An 18,357-nucleotide genomic window follows, 5' to 3' on the forward strand; every position below is an offset into this window, starting at 1 on the left:
AGATCAGTAGTTCGACTTGATCTGCACGCAGGTCTCGGTCTCGGTGTTGTACATACCGCAGCCGAGGTCCTTCCAATCCGAGACGAGCACCGCCGATTCCGGCAGGTAGTCAGTCCAGGCGTCGCCCGGCACTTCCTCGGTCTGGCTGATGATGTCGAACTGGCCGTCCTCGAGGATCTCGCCGATCAGGACCGGCTTGGAGAGGTGGTGGTTCACGTTCATCACGGCGGTGCCGCCGGTCAGGTTCGGGAATTCCTGCCCGTACATCGCGTCGCGCACGGCGTCGACCTCGGTGGTGCCGGCATCCTCGACCGCGTTCACCCACATGTTGAAGCCGATGTAGTGGGCTTCCATCGGGTCGTTGGTCACGCGGCTGTCGTCACCGATGAACTCGTGCCAGTCCGCGATGAACTGCTCGTTGGCGTCGGTGTCGGCGGACATGAAGTAGTTCCACGCGGCGAGGTGGCCGACGAGGTTGGTGGTGTCGAGACCCGAGAGCTCTTCCTCACCGACCGAGAACGCCACGACCGGGATATCCTGAGAGGAGATGCCGGCGGCGGCCAGTTCCTTGTAGAAGCCCACATTCGCGTCGCCGTTGATGGTCGAGATCACGCCGACCTTCTTGCCGTCCGCGCCGAGCGCGACGACGTCGGCCACGATCTTGGACCAGTCGGAGTGGCCGAAGGGCGTGTAGTTCACGAAGATGTCCTCTTCGGCGATGCCCTTCTCCTGGAGGTAGCTTTCCAGGATGTTGTTCGTGGTGCGCGGGTAGACGTAGTCGGTGCCGAGCAGCGCGAACTTCTCGACGCCCAGCTCTTCGAGGAAGTAATCGGTGGCCGGGATCGCCTGCTGGTTGGGGGCGGCGCCGGTGTAGAACACGTTCTTGGACGATTCTTCACCTTCGTACTGCACCGGGTAGAAGAGCAGGCCGTTCAGCTCTTCGATGACCGGCAGCACGGATTTGCGCGACACCGAGGTCCAGTTGCCGAAGATCACATCGACGTCGTGCACGGTCAGAAGCTCGCGTGCCTTTTCGGCGAAGAGCGGCCAGTCCGAGGCCGGGTCGACGACGACCGCCTCGAGATCGCAGCCCAGCACGCCGCCGGCTTCGTTCTGCTTGGCCACGAGCATTTCCATCGTGTCCTTCAGCGTGGTCTCCGAGATCGCCATCGTGCCGGACAGCGAGTGCAGAACGCCCACCTTGATCGGGCAATCCTGCGCCATGGCGGTGCCGGTCAGGGCCGCGGTCGCGACGGTGCCGGCAAGAATGGATTTCATGAATTTCATCAGACTCTCCCACGCGGGGGCCATTGGTCGCACTTGCCCAGGAGGCGCGCGCACCCCATGTTCGTCCCCGCAACTTCGTTGCATCCGTGTGGCGGCCGTCCGGTTTGCAGAAAGGTTGGCCGTCACACACCCCTTCGCGGATCATCCGCGTCCCAGTGGGCATCGCTACTGTTGGTGCGGCCGCAGCCGTGAGCAATTTTTCCGGGCATCCAGAATGCTGCGCGGGCGAAATCGCCTGATTTTTGAGCGCAATCACCGACCCCTGCCCAATTCACGGTCACGTGACAGGCGGAACAAGGCTGACGCCGGGGAACGCGCGGGACCCGGGCGAGTCGTGACGGCCCTCAGACGGAGAGCCCGCTGGCCCGTTTCACGTTCTTGAGCACCACGTTCGTCTGCGCCGCGCGCACCGCGACCTGGCGAAAGAGGAAGTCTTCGAGGAACGCGTTGTAGGTCGCGATATCTTCGCACACGACGCGCATGTGGTAATCCGCCTCGCCGGTGGTGGCATAGCATTCCTGCACCTCCGGCCGCGCCTCGATCGCGCGGATGAGCTGGGACACCTCTTCGGGATCGTGCCGGTTGAGCTGGACCTGAACGATGGCGTGGAACCCCAGCCCGAGCTTCTCCTGGTCCACCACCGCGCCGTAGCGCGCGATCACGCCCGCCTCCTCGAGCGCCTTGACCCGCCGCCAGCAGGCCGAGGTCGACATGCCGGTGCGTTCCGCGAGATCCGCGTTCGAAATGCGGGAATCGGCCTGGAGGATCGAGACGATCTTCCTGTCTCTGTCGTCGATACTGATCTGGGATGTCATTTCGCCAATCTCTCTCATTCCGGCATGTGGTTTCACTTATCTAGACATGAGCGCCCAATCTGGAAAGTCTCACCACGCCCGGCGCGGTATCATGGGGTGCGAACAGGAGGCTCCATCCATGCTACACGCGCCCGCGACCCAGCCGGACTACACCCTCACCGACCGCTACGACCTGACCGAAGGCCGCGTCTTCCTGACCGGCACCCAGGCGCTCGTGCGGGTCATGCTCGACCAGGCCCGCCGCGACCGGGAGGCAGGGCTGAACACCGCCGGCTTCATCTCCGGCTACCGCGGCTCGCCGCTGGGCGGGCTCGATCTGGAGCTGTGGAAGACGCGCCAGCGGCTCGACCAGGACAACATCACCTTCATGCCCGCGGTGAACGAGGATCTCGGTGCGACGGCGGTGCTGGGCAGCCAGCAGGCCACGCTCGATCCGGACTGCGAGGTCGAGGGGGTCTTCGGCATGTGGTACGGCAAGGGTCCGGGCGTCGACCGTTCGGGCGACGCGCTGCACCACGGCAATGCCTACGGCACCGACCCGAAGGGTGGCGTGCTCGTGGTGGCCGGTGACGACCACGGCTGCGTGTCGTCGTCGATGCCGCACCAGTCGGATGCCGCGTTTCTCGCGTGGTTCATGCCGGTGCTGAACCCCGCTTCTGTCGAGGAATACCTGCCGTTCGGCGAATACGGCTACGCGCTCAGCCGCTATTCCTCGACCTGGGTCGGGTTCAAGGCGATCTCTGAGACAGTGGAATCCGGGCGCTCGGTCGAGCTGATGCCGGACCGCACATTCGTCTTCCCGGAGCACGAGCCATACCCCGGCGGGCTCCAGATCCGCCGCGCCGATCCGCCCTCGACCGAGCTCGAGGTGCGCATGGGCGCCAAGCTGCGCGCGGTCGAAGCCTTCGTGGAGGCCAACCCGATCGACCGGAAGATCTACGGTCTCGACAACGCGTCCTACGGCATCGTCACGACCGGCAAGGGCCACCTCGACACGATGGAGGCGCTGCGGCTTCTCGGTCTCGACGAGGCGAAGTGCCGCGCGCTCGGCATCGACATCTACAAGGTGGGCATGGTCTGGCCGCTCGCGCGCCGCGATGCGCTGTCCTTCGTGAAGGGCAAGAAGGAAGTGCTCGTCATCGAGGAGAAGCGCGGGATCATCGAGAGCCAGTTCAAGGAATACTTCTACGACTGGCCGGGCGAGAAGCCCGAGAAGATGGTCGGCAAGCACGATGCCGCGGCCGAAAATGACCTGGTCCCCTGGACCGGCGAGCTGTCGCCGCGCCTGCTGGCCCCGATCATCGCCGCGCGGCTCGACGCGTTCTTCCCCGGCGAGGACCTGCCCGCCAAGGCCGCCGCGCTGGTGGCCGAGGAGCCGCCGATCCTGAACACCGAGGGCGCGACGCGCACGCCGTATTTCTGCTCCGGCTGCCCGCACAATTCCTCCACCGTCGTGCCCGAGGGCTCGACCGCCGGGGCCGGTATCGGCTGCCACGTGATGGCCAGCTGGATGGACCGCAACACCGGCGGCTTCGCCCAGATGGGCGGCGAAGGCGTGCCGTGGTCGGTGTCGTCCAAGTGGAATGGCGGCAAGCACCAGTTCCAGAACCTGGGCGAAGGCACGTGGTATCACTCCGGATCGCTCGCCATTCGGCAGGCCGTCGCGGCGGGCGCGAACATCACCTACAAGGTGCTCTACAACGACGCGGTCGCGATGACGGGCGGGCAGCCCGTGGACGGGCCGGTGAGCGTGCAGAACATCGCGTGGTCGTCGCGCGCCGAAGGGGTGCAGCGGATCGCGCTGGTGTCGGACGACATCGGCAAGTTCACCAAGTCGGATTTCCCGCCGGAGACGAGCTTCCACGACCGCAACGACATCATCGCGCTCCAGGAAGAGCTGCGCGAGGTGAAGGGCGTGTCGCTCCTGATCTACGAACAGACCTGCGCGACCGAAAAGCGCCGCCGCCGCAAGCGCGGCACGTTGGAGGACCCGAAGCGCTTCGCCTACATCAACCCGCTGGTCTGCGAGGGCTGCGGCGATTGCTCGGTGGAGTCGAACTGCCTGTCGGTCGAGCCGCGCGAGACGAAGTTCGGCCGCAAGCGCAAGATCAACCTGTCGACCTGCAACAAGGACTTCTCCTGCCTCGACGGCTTCTGTCCCTCCTTCGTCACCGTCGAAGGGGCCGAGCGGGCGAAGCGCGCCTCGAAGGACCTGGACGTGTCCGCTATGGTGGCCGACATCCCCGCACCGGACCTGCCGTCGCTCGACGATCCGTTCGACCTGCTCGTCACCGGCGTGGGCGGCACCGGCGTCGTGACCGTCGGCGCGCTCGTCACGATGGGCGCGCACCTGATGGGGCTTGGCTCCAGCGTGCTCGACTTCACCGGCTTCGCGCAGAAGTTCGGGACCGTGCTGAGCTACATCCGCCTCGGTGCCTCGCCGTCCGACGTGCACCAGGTGCGCATTGGCGACGGGGCGGCGGACGCGGTCGTTGGCTGCGACGTGGTCGTGTCCTCCTCGCCCAAGGCGTCGGCGCATTACCGGCATGGCACGCGCATCGCGCTCAACACCGCCGAGATGCCCACGGGCGACATCGTGCTGCGCCGCGACGCCGACCTCATGGTGAAGGTGCGCGAAGGCTCGATCCGCAAGGCGGTGGGCGCGGACAACGTTATGCCGCTGGACGCCAACATGCTGTCGGAGGAGCTTCTGGGCGACCAGGTGTTCGCCAATACCATCATGCTGGGCTTCGCATGGCAGAAGGGTCTCGTGCCGGTCGACCTCTGGGCGCTCGACCGCGCGATCGAGCTCAACGGGGTGGCGATCGAGCGCAACCGCGACGCGTTCGCCATCGGCCGGATCATGGCCGAAACCCCGGAGAAGATCGCCGCGCAGCTCGACATCGAGGAAGAGCGCGAACCGACGCTGGACGAGATCATCGAAGAGCGCGCGCAGTTCCTCGTGGGCTACCAGAACGAAGCCTACGCCCAGCGCTACCGCGACCGGATCGCGGCGTTCCGCGCCGCCCTGCCCGAGGGCACGGTCGAGCCGCTGGTGACGGAAGCCGCGAAGTCGTTGTTCAAGCTGATGGCCTACAAGGACGAGTACGAGGTCGCGCGCCTGCATACCCGGATGGGCTTCGAGGACGAGCTCGCCCAGCGGTTCACCGGGGACTACAAGGTGCACTACCACATGGCCCCGCCGCTTCTGCCGCTGGGCAAGGACCATCGCGGGCGGCCGCGCAAGGTCGAGCTGGGCCGCTGGATGCGCCCCGCGCTGGGGATCATGGCGAAGATGAAGGGGCTGCGTGGCACGCCGCTCGACGTCTTTGGCTACACCTCGGAGCGGCGTGAGAACCGGGCGATGATCGGCTGGTTCGAAGGCGTGATGGAAGCGGTGGCGCAGAAGGCCACGGTGGAGAACACCGGCGACTGCCTGTCCGTCCTGCACGCGCCGATGGAAATGCGCGGCTACGGCCCGGTCTGGGAAGAGGCCGTGGCGACCGAGAAACCGAAGGCCGAGGAACGGCTGGCGGCGCTCTGAACACGGGGGCCGGCCGCGCAGGCCGGTCCATTTCCCCGCTCCATGCCGGGCATTGCATTTCCTGATGTATTTACTCAGGTATTGCCTTTCGCCCGCCCTCGCCTATGTTCGGCGGGCAAGATGGAGATGGAAGAGATGAAAAAGGCGCATGCCTATTGGGAGACCGAGAACGGCTCCCGCTACCTGCAACAACTGTGCAAGCACTTCGGGCACAAGCTCGACGTGTCGTTTTCCGAAACCGAGGGCACGATCCCGTTCGGCTTCGGTCCCGTATCGCTCAAGGCCGACGACGGCGGTCTCTGGATCGAGGTGACGGGCGCGGACGACGAGGCGGTCGCGCATGCCAAGGACGTGATCGACCGGCACCTGGAACGCTTCGCCTTCCGCGAGGATTTCAAGCACATGCCCTGGGCCGCCTGACGGCCCGCGGCGCTACGGCCAGTCGGAAAAGCGCGGCAGCGCCTCGTCCGACCGGTCGCCGCGCACCAGCATCCGCTTGCGGAACGCCCCCGGCGTTTCCTTGGCCATCGACTTGAAGAAGTGGTTGAACTGGCTGGCGGAGGAAAACCCCAACATCGCCGAGATCCGCTCGGCCGAGAGCGAGGTGCGCTGAAGCAGCACCTGCGCCTCGTGCAGGCATCGTTCGCGGATCAGCAGCGCGGGCGGCTTGCCCACCGAGCGCACGCAGAGATCGTGTAGCCGGTCATAGGACATGCCCAGCGCGGCGGCGTATTTGCGGGCGGGCCAGCGGGCGCGGAAATGCGATTCCACCAGCGCGCGGAAACGGTTGATCTGCCCGCGTCCATGGCCCGTCACCTCCGGCACGCCCTCGTCGCGGTCGGCGCTGCGCCAGATCAGCACCAGCAGCAGGCGGAGATAGGCGGACACGGCGATTTCCGTGCCGAACTGCACCTGCCCGGCCTCTTCCACCACACGTGAGAACAGAAGGTCGAAGCGCGCCACCATCGCGTCGCCGCGGTCGAAGGCGGCCACGACCTGCTGTTCGGCGAAAAGGCGCAGTTCGGCGGCCTCGGCCACCGTGCCGATCGCGTCCTCCAGCACCTGGTCCCCGAGGAAGATGTAGTAGCCCGTGCTTCCGGCGGCGAGCCGCACGCGGGTATCGGAGCTGAGCCGGCCCCAGTGGACGGCGGGGCCCGACAACTCGAACTCACCCGTCCGGGTCTGGGCCAGCGCCTGCCCGCTGTCGAGGAAGAAGGCGAAATGCTGGTACTGCGCGGCGGCCGCGCGGGCGCCGAGAAGCCGCTCCTGGAGCCCCGAGTCGATGCGCGCGGCGCGGAACTGCGGGGATAGCGAATCGAACATTTTGGTCTCCAAGCAGCGAATGACGCCATATTTTAGCAATAGATGACCAGTTTTCAGCATTATTCTTTTTCACGAGTTCGGTCATTCTGGGTCGCACGGTCAATGCGGGTGGAGGTCCGCGACCGAGGGAGGACCATGTACGAGGCCAAGCTTCATATCCGCGGCGCGGGTGTCGAGGCGCGCGACGGCGCCGTGTTCGAGCGCGTGTCGCCCGTCGACGGCCAGCCCGTGACGCGCGCGGTGGCCGCCGGCCCGCGCGACGCCGAGGATGCCGCCAACGCGGCCGCCGCGGCCTTCACCACGTGGCGCGATCTCCCGAATGACGAGAAACGCGCGATCCTGGTCCGGGCGCGCGACCTGATGATCGAGCGGACCGAGGAATTCGTCGATATCGCGGGGCGCGAGCTGGGCTCGACCCCCGACTGGATCCGCTTCAACGTCCAGATCGCGGCGGGCGTGTTCGACGCCGCGCTCGACATGCCCGACAAGGTCGCGGGCTGGACCCAGACGTCCGAGAAGGACGGCATCCATTCGACGCTTTTGCGCGAACCCGTGGGGGTCGTGCTGTCGATCGCGCCGTGGAACGCGCCGGTGACGCTGGCGATCCGGGCGATCATCTGGCCCCTGGCCTGCGGCAACACCGTCGTCTTCAAGGCCAGCGAACTGTGCCCGAAGCTGCACGCCCTTCTGGTCGACGTGCTGTGCGAGGCGGGGCTGCCGGAAGGGGCCGTCACCTCGGTCATCCATGCCCCGGAAACCGCCGAGGCGGTGGTCGAGGCACTGGCCGCCCATCCGGCGGTGCGGCGCATCAACTTCACCGGGTCGACCCGCATCGGGCGCCGCGTGGCCGAGATCGCCGCGCGCCACCTCAAGCCGTGCCTTATGGAGCTCTCGGGCAAGGCGCCGCTGATCGTCCTGCCCGACGCGCACATCCCGGCCGCCGCGCGCGCCGCCGCCTTCGGGGCCTACTTCAACCAGGGCCAGATCTGCATGGCGACCGAGCGGATCATCGTGTTCGAGGAGATCGCCGACGCCTTCGTCGCCGAGATGGAGGCGCAATGCGCCACGCTCCTGACCCGCAAGCACCGCGACAAGGTCGGTGAACTGATCAGCGCCGAAAGCGCGCGCCGCGTCGGTCGGCTGATCGAGGACGCGCTCTCGCGCCAGGCCGTGCTTAAGGTCGGCGGCGAAGTGTCGGGCGCCTACGTGCAGCCCACGCTTCTCGACCGGGTGACGCCCGAGATGCAGATCTATGGCGAGGAAAGCTTCGGCCCCGTGGCCGCGATCATCCGGGTCGAGGACGAGGCCGAGGCGATCTCGGTCGCCAACGACACGCAATACGGGCTCGTCGCCTCGATCTTCACGTCCGACATCGACCGGGCGCGCAAGATCGCGGCGCAGCTCGAAACCGGGACCTGCCACATCAACGGCCCCACCGTCTACGACGACCCGACCAAGCCCTTCGGCGGGGTCAAGGCGTCGGGCTTCGGCCGGTTCGGCGGGGACTCGGCCATCCAGGAATTCACCGAACTCAGGTGGATCACCGTCCAGGACCCGAAAACGGATTACCCGTTCTGGACGTGAAACCAGCGCGGCCCCGCCGCGTGCAACAGGGAGGAGACACATGAAACGCAGAACGCTTCTGAAGGCCACCACGACACTGGCCGCGAGCCTTGTCGCCGGGGTGGCGATGGCCGCCGACCCCATCATCGTCGGCGCCGTGGCGCCCAAGACCGGCCCGCTGGCCGGTGGCGCGGCCGTGACCCACTGGCCCAACATCGAGCTCTGGGTGAGCGAGGTGAATGAGCGCGGCGGCCTGAACTTGGGCGGCGAGCAGCGCATGCTCGAGGTCATCGAGTACGACGACCAGACCAACCCGGCCGAGACCATCAAGGCGGTGCAGCGCCTGGCCACCCAGGACGACGCGGACATCATCCTGGCCCCCTATTCCACGGGCCTGAACCTGGCCGCGGCGCCGATCTTCGACAAGCTGGGCTTCCCGCAGATCACGTCGTCGGCGGCGACCGACCAGATCGAGGAACTGTCTTCGCAGTTCGAGGACATGTTCTTCCTGCTGGGCCGTTCGACCGACCTGGCCGAGGACGCTGTCGAGGTGTTGTCGGACCTGCGTGAAGCCGGCGAGATCGGCAATTCGGTCGCGATGGTGAACGTGGCGGACGCCTTCGGGATCGAGCTTGCCGCCGTCGGCAAGCCCGCGCTGGAAGCCGCCGGGTTCGACATCGTCTACGAGACGTCCTACCCGCTGGGCACGCAGGATCTGTCACCGATCATGAAGGCCGCCAAGGCCGCCGAGCCCGACGCGTTCGTCGCCTGGTCCTATCCGCCCGACACCTTCGGGCTGACCGAGCAGGCGATGATCGAAGAGCTCGACGTGAAGGCGTTCTACACCGCCGTCGCGACCGCGTTCCCGTCCTACGGCGCCCGCTTCGGCTCGGCCGCCGAGGGCGTCATGGGCATCGGCGGCGTCAACACCGCCTCGCCGGATTTCCAGGACTACGCTGCACGGCTCGAAGCCACCACCGGGTCCAAGCCGGACTACTGGGCGTCGGGCATGATGTATGCCTCGCTCCAGATCCTCGAGGAAGCGATCGAGACGACCGGAACGCTCGACATGGCCGAGGTGACCCAGTTCATCAAGGACAACAGCTTCGAGACCGTGATGGGCACCATCGAATTCGACGACCAGAACAACAACACCGCCTACTGGACCGTGGGCCAGTGGCAGGACGGCGAATTCAAGGGGATCAAGGAGACGGGCCGCGAGGGCGCCGTCGAGCCGATCATCAAGAGCGGCTGGGAATAATCCCTTTCACCAAGACCTGCGGGTCCGGCAGTGCCGGGCCCGCGTCCCTGGCTCGGAGTACCAATGGATATCGTCATCACAGGTCTCATCCTGGGCGGCACCTACGCGCTGATCGCGCTGGGGCTGAACCTGCAATACGGGGTGTCGCGCATCATGAACCTCGCCAACGGCGAGATGCTCGTGATCGGTGCTTTCACCGCCTTCACGCTGTTCACCGTCGCGCAGGTCAGTCCGCTCCTGACCATCTTCATCGTGGCCCCGGTGGCCTACGTGCTGAACTGGCTCATCTACCGGATCATGCTGCGTCCGCTCGTCAACCGGGCCAAGAACCGGGGGATGCTGGAGCAGGACGCGATCCTGACCACCTTCGGCCTGTCCTTCGTGATGGTCGGCATCATGCTCTGGGCCTTCGGGGGCGATTACTTCAGCTATTCCTACCTGTCGCGGCCCGTGGTCATCTTCGGTGACAATTTCGGGCTGAACCGGGTCGTGGCCTTCCTGTGCGCGGCGATCCTGTGCGCCGGGCTCTACCTCTGGCTCAACGTGTCGCGCGCCGGGATGGCGATCCGCGCCGTGGCCGTGTCGCCCGAACATGCGCGCCTCGTGGGGATCGACGTGCCCAAGCTGTCGGCGCGCGCCTTCGCGCTTGGCGGCGCCGTGACCGCGGTCGGCGGGGCCGTCATCTCGACCTTCCTGACACTCGACGCCTCGACCGGCGTGATGTTCACCATGAAGGCGCTGATCATCGTCATCATGGGTGGCGTCGGCGACGTGCGCGGCACCATCCTCGCCGCGCTGGTGCTGGGCGTGGGCGAGACGATGGTCGCGACCCTGATCGATCCGGGCCTCACGCTCGCCGCGGCCTACGCGCTCTTCATCCTGATCCTGCTGTTCCGTCCGCAGGGCTTCTTCGGGAGGAAACCGACATGAAGCGCGACGAGTGGAAAACACTTGGCTGGGGCGCCGGCCTTCTGGTCGTGGCCGCACTTCTGCCGCTGACCGGGGACGGCTACCTGATTTCGCTGGGCGTCACGATCGCCATGTACACGGTGCTGGCGACAAGCTGGGCGCTCTTCTCGGGGCCGACGCATTACATCTCGCTCGCCACGGCGGCGTTCTTCGGGGTCGGCACCTACGTGACCGGGTCGGGGATCGAGGTCCTGCCCTACTGGCTGCTTCTGCCCATCGCCGCCGTCGTCGGCGGCGTGCTGGCCGCGCTGGTGGGGCTGGCCACGCTGCGGCTGTCGGGCGTCTATTTCGTGATCTTCACGCTGGGGCTCGCCGAGATGACCCGCCAGGCGGTGACGTGGTACCAGAACCAGACCGGGCACAAGGGCACCTACGTGCTCACCGATTTCACCGACAACGACATCTACTGGCAGCTCCTGGGACTGGCCGCGCTGGTCTACCTGGTCGGCTGGGCCATCGGCCGGTCCCGGCTGGGCTTCGCACTGCGCATCATCGGGGATGACGAGGACGTGGCGCGCCACGTGGGCATCAACACGGCGCTCTCGAAGGTCGCGCTCTTCATCGTCTCGGGCGCTGTCGCGGCCGTAGTCGGTGCGATCATCGCGCCACGCTACGTCTACATCGAGCCCTCGACCGCCTTCACGCCGATGCTGTCCTTCCAGGTCGTCATCATGGCGCTTCTGGGCGGCACCGGGCGGCTCTGGGGTCCGCTCGTGGGCGTCATCCCGTTCACCCTGCTGTGGGAGGCGATCTCGTCCTCGTTCCCGAACCAGACCACGCTTCTGCTGGGTCTGAGCTTCCTTGCCATCGTCTACCTGCTGCCGGGCGGCTTCGTCGGTCTCTACGACCGGCTGAAGGGCCGCGCGGCCAAGCGGAGTGCGCTGGCATGATGGGGGGCACGGTCATATCGCTGCGCGGCGCGACCAAGCAGTTCGGCGGTCTCGTCGCGGTCGACAACGTGAGCTTCGAGGTGCGCGAGCACGAGGTGATGGGGCTGATCGGTCCCAACGGGTCGGGCAAGTCCACGACGCTCAACCTGATCTCGGGCGCCCTGCCCGCGACCGACGGGGACATCGCGCTCAAGGGACAGGAAATCACCGGCCTGCCCGCCCGCGACATCGCGCGCAAGGGCGTGGCGCGGACCTTCCAGCTCGTGCGCCTGTTGCCCTCGATGAACGTGATCGAGAACGTGATGGCCGGCGCGGTCTTCGGCCACCGCCGGCGCTGGGGCGCCTCGGCCGAACGGCACGCCAAGCAGGTGCTCGAGACGGTGGGGCTGGCCGACAAGGCAAAGGCGCATACCAGCCAGCTTACCTACATCGACACGAAGCGCGTGGAACTGGCCCGGGCGCTGGCGGGCGAGCCGGAGGTGCTGTTGCTCGACGAATGGCTCGCGGGCCTCAACCCGACCGAACTGACCGAGGGCATCGACCTGATCCACCGGCTGCGCGACGAGGGGCGCACGATCATCCTCGTCGAACACGTGATGGATGCGATCCGGTCGCTCTGCGACGCCTGCGTGGTGATGTCATCGGGCAAGAAGATCGCGGAGGGCACGACGGACGAAGTGCTGTCTGACCCGGAGGTGATCCGTGCGTACCTGGGGGATGACGATGCTTGAGGTGAAGGGACTCTCCGCCGCCTATGGCCAGCACCCGGCGCTGAAGAACGCCAGCGTCCGGGTCGGCAAGGGCGAGATCGTGGTGATTCTCGGCGCGAACGGCGCCGGGAAATCCACGTTGCTGAAGGCGATCAGCGGGATCTGCGAAGGTAAGGTCACCGGCTCGATCACGATGAACGGGCACGAACTGGTGGGCATGAAGCCCGACCGGATCGTGGAGGAAGGCATCGCGCTGGTCCCCGAGGGGCGCGGGATCTTCGGCGACCTGACGGTCGAGGAAAACCTGACGCTCGGGGCCTATGCCCAGCGGGCGAAGGACGCGGAGCGCACGAACCTCGACCGGGTCTACGCGCTTTTCCCGAAGCTCGAGGAACGGCGGCGCCAGGTCGCGCGCACCATGTCCGGCGGCGAACAGCAGATGGTCGCGATCGGGCGTGCGATGATGTCGAACCCCTCCGTGCTGACGCTGGACGAGCCGTCGCTGGGCCTGTCGCCGCTCTTGTCCAAGGAACTGTTCGCGAGCCTCAAGGCGGTGCGCGACACGGGGATCGGCATCCTGCTTGTCGAGCAGAACGCCAAGGCGTCACTCGCCATCGCGGACCGGGGCTATCTGCTCGAGAACACCGAGATCATCCACGAGGATACCGGGCCGAACCTTGCCAAGGATCCGGCGGTGCAGAAGGCATATCTTGGCGGCGCGGCGGCCAAGACCGGCCCGGCCAAGGGCAGGACGACTTCGCCCGCCCCGGTGCCCGCGCCCTCGGCGCCGCGCCCCGCGAAGGGCCCGTCGCCGTCGGATATCGCGGCACAGGCCGTGCAGGGGCTCGCGCCCGCGCGGCCCAAGGCGCCCGCCCCGGCCCCCGAGCCGGCACCGCGTCCGGCCCCACCGGCGCCGAAACCCGCCCCCCGCGCGCCCGCGCCGCCGAAGCCGATGACGGCCAAGCCGGCGGGCATCGACACGGCGAGTCTCGTCGCCAGGGCCTCGGACCAGTCGTCACGACGCAGCGCGTCGGCGTCCTTGCCGCCGCGACCGGCCCCCATGCCGGAGTCGCCCAAGCCCGCACGCCGCGCCCCGAGCACGCCGATGCCGGACCTCGGCAGCCACGGCGACCGGCTGCGCGAGATGCTCGAAGAAATCGAAACCGCCGCCGCCCGGGCCCGCGACCGTTCGCGCACCCGATCCGGCCGCAAACCCTGAGGGAGAGGAGGCACCAATGCTCGACAGTCCCAACACCGCGCCCACCATCAAGGGCATGTATATCGACGGCCAATGGACGCCCGCGTCCCGCACCTTCGATGATCTGAACCCGTCCGACAATTCGCTCTACGCGCGCATCCCGGACGGCTCGCCGGAGGACGTGAAACGCGCCATCGCGGCAGCAAAGGCGGCCTTCCCGGCATGGTCCGGCCTCGCCTTCCACGAACGCGCGCACTACCTGCTCAAGATCGCCGAGGTCTGGGACAAGCGGCAGGGCGACTTCATCAGCGCCGCCGTCCAGGAAGGCGGTGGCTGGTTCGGCAAGGGCGTGTTCGAAGCGGGCTACGTGGCCGAAGTTTTCCGTTCGGCCTCGGCGCTCTGCTACCAGAACATCGGCGAAGTGCTCCCCTCCGAGCACCACAAGTTCATGATGGCCACACGCTTCCCGCTGGGCGTGGTCAGCGTCATCTCTCCGTGGAACATGCCGGGCATCCTGACCTCGCGCGGGTTCGCGGCGGCGCTCGCCGTGGGCAACACGGTGGTGCTGAAACCCTCCGAGGACACGCCCTATGCCGGCGGGCTCTACTTCGCCGAGATCCTCGACGAAGCGGGTATCCCGCCGGGGGTGTTCAACGTCGTCACTTGTAGCCGCGACAGCGTCGGCGCGGTGGGCGACGAGATGATCGAGAACCCGACAGTGAAGGCCGTTTCCTTCACCGGCTCGACCGCCGTGGGCCGCCACATCGCGGCCAAGTGCGGGGCGCATCTGAAAAAGGCCTGCGTGGAGCTGGGCGGCAAGGATTCCATGATCATCATGGACGATGCGGACCTGGATCACGCCGCGAAAGCGGCCAACTTCGGGTCGTTCATGCACCAGGGCCAGGTCTGCATGTCGACCGAGAAGATCCTCGTGCAGGAAGGCGTCTACGACGACTTCATGCGCCAGTTCCTTGCACGTGCCGCCAAGCTCAAGACGGGGCACACCAAGGACAAGGACAACGTGATCGGCCCGCTGGTGAACACGCGGCAGGCGCTGCGCGTGAAGGCGCTGATCGACGATGCCGTGGCCAAGGGCGCGACCGTCGAGCTGGGCGGCAACGCCTGGGACAACTTCGTGGAGCCCACGGTGCTCACCAACGTGAACGCCGACATGGACATCTGGCACGACGAAACCTTCGGCCCCGTGGTGATCGTGGCCCCCTTCCGGACCGAGGAAGAGGCGATCGCGCTGAACAACGACACGGAATACGGGCTGACCGCCGCCATCATGACGGCGGACGAGGCCAAGGCCCTGCGCATGGCCGAACACATCGAAACCGGCATCTGCCACGTGAACTGCCAGAACATCAACGACGAGCCGCACGTGCCCTTCGGGGGCACCAAGGCCTCGGGCGTCGGGCGTTACGGCGGGCGGTGGTCGCTGGATGCCTTCACCGAACTGCGCTGGATCACCCTGGATCGCGGCGGCCGGCATTTCCCGCCGGTCTTTTGAGAGAGGATTGAGAGATGAGTGCTCTTGGATGGATCATTGTCCTCGTCGTCATCGCCGCCATCCTGGTGGCCCTGGCGGCGTGGTTCTACGAACGGGCGACGAACGAGATCAGCCTCGTGAAGACCGGCGTGGGGGGCCGAAAGGTCATCATCGACGGGGGGACGCTCGCGATCCCCTATTTCCACGAAATCAACCGCGTGAACATGCAGACGATCCGCATGGACGTGGTCCGGCGCGGCGAGAACGCGCTGATCACGAAGGACCGGATGCGCGTGGACGTGGGGGCGGAATTCTATGCCTCCGTCGTGCCGGAACCCGACGCCATCGCCCGCGCCGCCCAGACGCTGGGCCGGCGGACGTTCCAGCCCGACGAGCTCAAGGCGCTGATCGACGGGATGATGATCGACGCGTTGCGCACCGTGGCCGCACAGATGACGATGGACGAGCTGCACGAGGACCGCGCGCGGTTCGTGCGCGAGGTGCGTGACGGGCTGACCGAGACGCTGGGCCGCTACGGGTTGCAGCTTGATTCCGTGTCTCTGACCGACTTCGACCAGACGCCCTTCGCATCGCTCGACGAAACGAACGCGTTCAACGCGGTCGGCATGCGCAAATTGGCCGAGGTCATCGCCAAGTCCAAGCGCGAGCGCGCCCAGATCGAGGGCGACAGCGAGGTCGAAGTGCGCCGCACCGCGATGGAGGCCAGCCGCCGCAAGCTCGAGATCGACCTCGAGGAACGGCGGGCGGAGATCGCCCAGGCGCAGGAGGTCGAAACCCTCATGGCCGCGCAGCTGGCCGAGGTGGCGCAGCGCAAGGCCGACGCGGAACGCGAGGCAGCCCATGCCCGCATCCGGATGGAGCAGGAAATCCAGTCCGCCGACATCGCGCGTGAACTGGCGATCCGCGAAGCCGAGATCTCGCAGGACCGCGCGCTCCAGATCGCCGAGCAGGAACGCCAGATCCAGATCTCGGCCAAGAGCCAGGAGGAAAGCCGCGCGCGCGCCGAGGCCGACACGGCCCGCGCAGAAGCGGTCAAGGCGGAAGAAGCGATCCAGACCGCCCGCCAGATGGCCGACGCCGAGCGGCGCAAGGCGGTGGCGCTTCTGGCCGCCCAGCAGGACGCCGAAACCGCCGCCACGCGTGCCCGGATCGCGGCCGAAAGCGACAAGGCGACCGCCAAGGACCGCACCGAGGCCAAGCGCGAGGAAGCCGAGGCGATGAAGCTCCTCAAGCTCGCCGAGGTCGAGGCCGAAGCCGCCCGGATCAAGGCCCAGAATGCCCGCTCCGACGCGCTCGCCGCGCTGGAGCTGGAAAAGCTGCGGCTGGACGCGATGCCGGGGATCGTGGAGCAGATGGTCAAGCCGGCCGAGAAGATCGACCGTATCTCGATCAACCATGTCCAGGGCCTGCACCGCGCCAGCGGCGAGCCGATGGAAGGCGAGCGCAGCTCACCGGTGTCTCAGATCGTCGATTCCATCCTCGACATGTCCGTCGCCCTGCCGGCGATGAACAAGCTGGGTGAGATCATCGGCGAAGGCGTCGACAAGGGTGCGGGCAAGAGCGAGAAGTGAGCCGGCCGGACGCCGTTCGAAATCGAGAGGAACCCCCGCCCCGCGCGGGGGTTTTTCATTTACGGCGGCCGGACGCGGCCGGCGGCGCGAGGCAACAAAAAAACCGCCCATGAAGCGAAGGCTTCGGGCGGTTTCTTTGACTTTGGTTGCGGGGGCAGGATTTGAACCTGCGACCTTCAGGTTATGAGCCTGACGAGCTACCGGGCTGCTCCACCCCGCGCCAAGTTCCGGTTGTTTAGTCCTTGTGGCGGCTGGCTGCAAGCAGGTTTTCGTAAAATCTTCCCCAAGCAAGGTCCCATGTTTTCAACCACTTGGTGCGCATTGCGCGGGCCGTCGCGCACAGACGCCTGATGACCCCTTCCGCGTGGTAGAATGAACCCGACTCAGCGCGACGGGAGGACATCATGTCAGCGACTCGATTGCTCGTCGGCACCACCAAGGGCGCCTTCATCCTCTCCGGCGATGACGCGCGCTCGGCATGGCAGGTGTCGGGGCCGCATTGCGGTCTCTGGCCCATCAACCACATGGTCGGCGACCCCAAGACCGGCGCGCTTTGGGCCGGCGGCGGCAACGAATGGTTCGGCGCCGGGATCTGGCGGTCGACCGACGGCGGGGAGAGCTGGACGCTCGCGACCCTGGCGGGTGGACAGATGGCCGCCTGGGCGGCGGATGATCCCGGTTTCGCGGAGATGATCGGGGGCGTGCCGGACCCTGCACCGTTCACGGGCGAGATCGACGCGATCTGGTCGCTCGGTACTGCGAACGGCAAGGTGTATGCCGGATCGAAGCCCGCGCAGCTCTTCGTGTCGACGGACGGAGGTGAAAGCTGGGACATGGTCGAGGGCCTCGCCAAGACGCCCGGGCGAGCGGACTGGACCCCGGGTGCTGCCGGGTTGAACCTGCACACGATCGTTCCGCACCCGGAGGATGCCGACAGGATATGGATCGGGATTTCGGCGGCCGGCGTGTTCGGCACGGAGGACGGCGGGGCGAGCTGGTCTCGTCTCACGCGACGCGACAATACGCAGGCGCATGGTCATTCGGACCACCCGGCAGCCGGGTCCGAAACGGAGACCGGCTACTGCGTGCACAACATGGTGCGCGCGCCCGGCGGTGACGGCGATATCCTCTACCAACAGAACCATCACGGCGTGTTCCGGTCCAGCGATGGCGGGCGAAGCTGGCGCGACATCACGGCTGGGCTGCCCTCGACCTTCGGCTTTCCGATCCGCGTGCATCCACGGGATCCGATGACCGCCTGGACGATCCCGCTGAACGGCGACATTCAGGGGCGCTTCCCGCCGGACGGGGCCGCGGCGGTCTGGAAAACGACGGACGGCGGTGAGACCTGGACGGCAAAACGCGACGGGCTGCCGCAGGAGAACTGCTTTTTCACCGTGCTGCGCCAGGCAATGGCCGGCGACACGGCGGACGACGCGGGCGTCTATTTCGGCACGAACAGCGGCTCGATCTACGGATCTGTCGACGAAGGGGAGACCTGGTCGGAGATCGCGCGGCATCTGCCAACGGTCCTGAGCATCGAGGTGCTGGAAACGGCGTAAAGGGCTGCCTTCAAACACAAAAAACGCCGGCCTTATTTGGCCGGCGTTTTTGTTATTGGGTCGTTTAGAGAGTTACGTGTGTCTTTTACTAGGTTTGGCGGTGACCTACTCTCCCACGTCTTAGGACGCAGTACCATCGGCGCTACGGCAC

At 66.8% G+C, this 18,357-nt stretch carries 14 protein-coding genes and 1 tRNA gene; 11 read left to right on the forward strand and 4 right to left on the reverse strand.

All coding sequences use genetic code 11. From position 1 onward, the window contains the following. Nucleotides 1–3: 3 nt before the first annotated feature. Together urtA and GQE99_RS11535 are read right to left on the reverse strand one after the other, a co-directional pair. The gene (urtA, locus tag GQE99_RS11530) at nucleotides 4–1,287 is read right to left on the reverse strand and encodes an urea ABC transporter substrate-binding protein (protein WP_161351771.1); all 1,284 of its coding nucleotides are present in this window, start codon (nucleotides 1,285–1,287) and stop codon (nucleotides 4–6) included. Between the two features lie 344 nt (nucleotides 1,288–1,631). After that, nucleotides 1,632–2,102: an Lrp/AsnC family transcriptional regulator gene (locus tag GQE99_RS11535; RefSeq protein ID WP_161351772.1), complete on the reverse strand. Its 471-nt coding sequence runs from the start codon at nucleotides 2,100–2,102 to the stop codon at nucleotides 1,632–1,634. Nucleotides 2,103–2,220: 118 nt separating this feature from the next. Between GQE99_RS11535 and GQE99_RS11540 the strand changes: the two genes are divergently transcribed. Next, nucleotides 2,221–5,646, forward strand: a complete 3,426-nt coding sequence (locus GQE99_RS11540) for an indolepyruvate ferredoxin oxidoreductase family protein (RefSeq protein WP_161351773.1) — start codon at nucleotides 2,221–2,223, stop codon at nucleotides 5,644–5,646. 135 nt (nucleotides 5,647–5,781) lie between these two features. After that, nucleotides 5,782–6,066 (forward strand): DUF2218 domain-containing protein, encoded by a 285-nt coding sequence (locus GQE99_RS11545; protein WP_161351801.1) that lies wholly within the window; start codon nucleotides 5,782–5,784, stop codon nucleotides 6,064–6,066. A 12-nt stretch (nucleotides 6,067–6,078) separates the two neighbouring features. Here GQE99_RS11545 and GQE99_RS11550 read toward each other — a convergent pair whose 3' ends face one another. Further along, entirely contained in the window at nucleotides 6,079–6,969 is an 891-nt protein-coding gene (locus tag GQE99_RS11550; RefSeq protein ID WP_161351774.1) for an AraC family transcriptional regulator, read from the reverse strand. A gap of 135 nt (nucleotides 6,970–7,104) precedes the next feature. On the opposite strand from GQE99_RS11550, the gene GQE99_RS11555 reads away from it, so the two are divergent. From GQE99_RS11555 to GQE99_RS11590, 8 genes are all read left to right on the forward strand, one after another. Further along, nucleotides 7,105–8,553, forward strand: coding sequence for an aldehyde dehydrogenase family protein (locus GQE99_RS11555; protein WP_161351775.1), 1,449 nt, complete (start codon nucleotides 7,105–7,107; stop codon nucleotides 8,551–8,553). A 40-nt stretch (nucleotides 8,554–8,593) separates the two neighbouring features. After that, nucleotides 8,594–9,793 carry an amino acid ABC transporter substrate-binding protein gene (locus GQE99_RS11560; protein ID WP_161351776.1) on the forward strand — a complete coding sequence of 400 codons (1,200 nt, stop codon included), beginning with the start codon at nucleotides 8,594–8,596 and terminating at the stop codon, nucleotides 9,791–9,793. Between the two features lie 63 nt (nucleotides 9,794–9,856). Further along, a complete protein-coding gene (locus GQE99_RS11565) occupies nucleotides 9,857–10,723 on the forward strand; it encodes a branched-chain amino acid ABC transporter permease (protein WP_161351777.1) in 867 nt (288 codons plus the stop codon). After that, nucleotides 10,720–11,652: a branched-chain amino acid ABC transporter permease gene (locus GQE99_RS11570; protein ID WP_161351778.1), complete on the forward strand. Its 933-nt coding sequence runs from the start codon at nucleotides 10,720–10,722 to the stop codon at nucleotides 11,650–11,652. Before GQE99_RS11565 ends, GQE99_RS11570 begins: the two co-directional genes overlap by 4 nt. After that, nucleotides 11,652–12,383: an ABC transporter ATP-binding protein gene (locus GQE99_RS11575; RefSeq protein ID WP_202530752.1), complete on the forward strand. Its 732-nt coding sequence runs from the start codon at nucleotides 11,652–11,654 to the stop codon at nucleotides 12,381–12,383. Before GQE99_RS11570 ends, GQE99_RS11575 begins: the two co-directional genes overlap by 1 nt. Further along, a complete protein-coding gene (locus GQE99_RS11580; RefSeq protein ID WP_235917200.1) occupies nucleotides 12,370–13,581 on the forward strand; it encodes an ABC transporter ATP-binding protein in 1,212 nt (403 codons plus the stop codon). The genes GQE99_RS11575 and GQE99_RS11580 overlap by 14 nt, the downstream gene beginning before the upstream one ends. A 16-nt stretch (nucleotides 13,582–13,597) precedes the next feature. Then, complete coding sequence (locus GQE99_RS11585; RefSeq protein ID WP_161351781.1) at nucleotides 13,598–15,073, forward strand: aldehyde dehydrogenase family protein; 1,476 nt, start codon at nucleotides 13,598–13,600, stop codon at nucleotides 15,071–15,073. Nucleotides 15,074–15,087: 14 nt separating this feature from the next. Next, entirely contained in the window at nucleotides 15,088–16,644 is a 1,557-nt protein-coding gene (locus tag GQE99_RS11590; RefSeq protein ID WP_161351782.1) for a flotillin family protein, read from the forward strand. 143 nt (nucleotides 16,645–16,787) lie between these two features. On the opposite strand, the gene GQE99_RS11595 is transcribed toward GQE99_RS11590, so the two are convergent. Further along, nucleotides 16,788–16,864: transfer RNA gene (locus GQE99_RS11595), tRNA-Met, on the reverse strand. A gap of 184 nt (nucleotides 16,865–17,048) precedes the next feature. Between GQE99_RS11595 and GQE99_RS11600 the strand changes: the two genes are divergently transcribed. Continuing rightward, nucleotides 17,049–18,206 carry a WD40/YVTN/BNR-like repeat-containing protein gene (locus GQE99_RS11600; RefSeq protein WP_161351783.1) on the forward strand — a complete coding sequence of 386 codons (1,158 nt, stop codon included), beginning with the start codon at nucleotides 17,049–17,051 and terminating at the stop codon, nucleotides 18,204–18,206. Nucleotides 18,207–18,357 lie beyond the last annotated feature (151 nt).

The organism is Maritimibacter harenae, from assembly GCF_009882975.1.
In the GTDB taxonomy this organism is placed as follows: Bacteria; Pseudomonadota; Alphaproteobacteria; order Rhodobacterales; family Rhodobacteraceae; genus Maritimibacter; species Maritimibacter harenae.

What these genes read in the sequence shown, in the direction of transcription:
- urtA (WP_161351771.1), bottom strand. Translation starts at nt 1,287, where the DNA reads ATGAAATTCATGAAATCCATTCTTGCCGGCACCGTCGCGACCGCGGCC.
- GQE99_RS11535 (WP_161351772.1), bottom strand. Translation starts at nt 2,102, where the DNA reads ATGACATCCCAGATCAGTATCGACGACAGAGACAGGAAGATCGTCTCG.
- GQE99_RS11540 (WP_161351773.1), top strand. Translation starts at nt 2,221, where the DNA reads ATGCTACACGCGCCCGCGACCCAGCCGGACTACACCCTCACCGACCGC.
- GQE99_RS11545 (WP_161351801.1), top strand. Translation starts at nt 5,782, where the DNA reads ATGAAAAAGGCGCATGCCTATTGGGAGACCGAGAACGGCTCCCGCTAC.
- GQE99_RS11550 (WP_161351774.1), bottom strand. Translation starts at nt 6,969, where the DNA reads ATGTTCGATTCGCTATCCCCGCAGTTCCGCGCCGCGCGCATCGACTCG.
- GQE99_RS11555 (WP_161351775.1), top strand. Translation starts at nt 7,105, where the DNA reads ATGTACGAGGCCAAGCTTCATATCCGCGGCGCGGGTGTCGAGGCGCGC.
- GQE99_RS11560 (WP_161351776.1), top strand. Translation starts at nt 8,594, where the DNA reads ATGAAACGCAGAACGCTTCTGAAGGCCACCACGACACTGGCCGCGAGC.
- GQE99_RS11565 (WP_161351777.1), top strand. Translation starts at nt 9,857, where the DNA reads ATGGATATCGTCATCACAGGTCTCATCCTGGGCGGCACCTACGCGCTG.
- GQE99_RS11570 (WP_161351778.1), top strand. Translation starts at nt 10,720, where the DNA reads ATGAAGCGCGACGAGTGGAAAACACTTGGCTGGGGCGCCGGCCTTCTG.
- GQE99_RS11575 (WP_202530752.1), top strand. Translation starts at nt 11,652, where the DNA reads ATGGGGGGCACGGTCATATCGCTGCGCGGCGCGACCAAGCAGTTCGGC.
- GQE99_RS11580 (WP_235917200.1), top strand. Translation starts at nt 12,370, where the DNA reads ATGACGATGCTTGAGGTGAAGGGACTCTCCGCCGCCTATGGCCAGCAC.
- GQE99_RS11585 (WP_161351781.1), top strand. Translation starts at nt 13,598, where the DNA reads ATGCTCGACAGTCCCAACACCGCGCCCACCATCAAGGGCATGTATATC.
- GQE99_RS11590 (WP_161351782.1), top strand. Translation starts at nt 15,088, where the DNA reads ATGAGTGCTCTTGGATGGATCATTGTCCTCGTCGTCATCGCCGCCATC.
- GQE99_RS11600 (WP_161351783.1), top strand. Translation starts at nt 17,049, where the DNA reads ATGTCAGCGACTCGATTGCTCGTCGGCACCACCAAGGGCGCCTTCATC.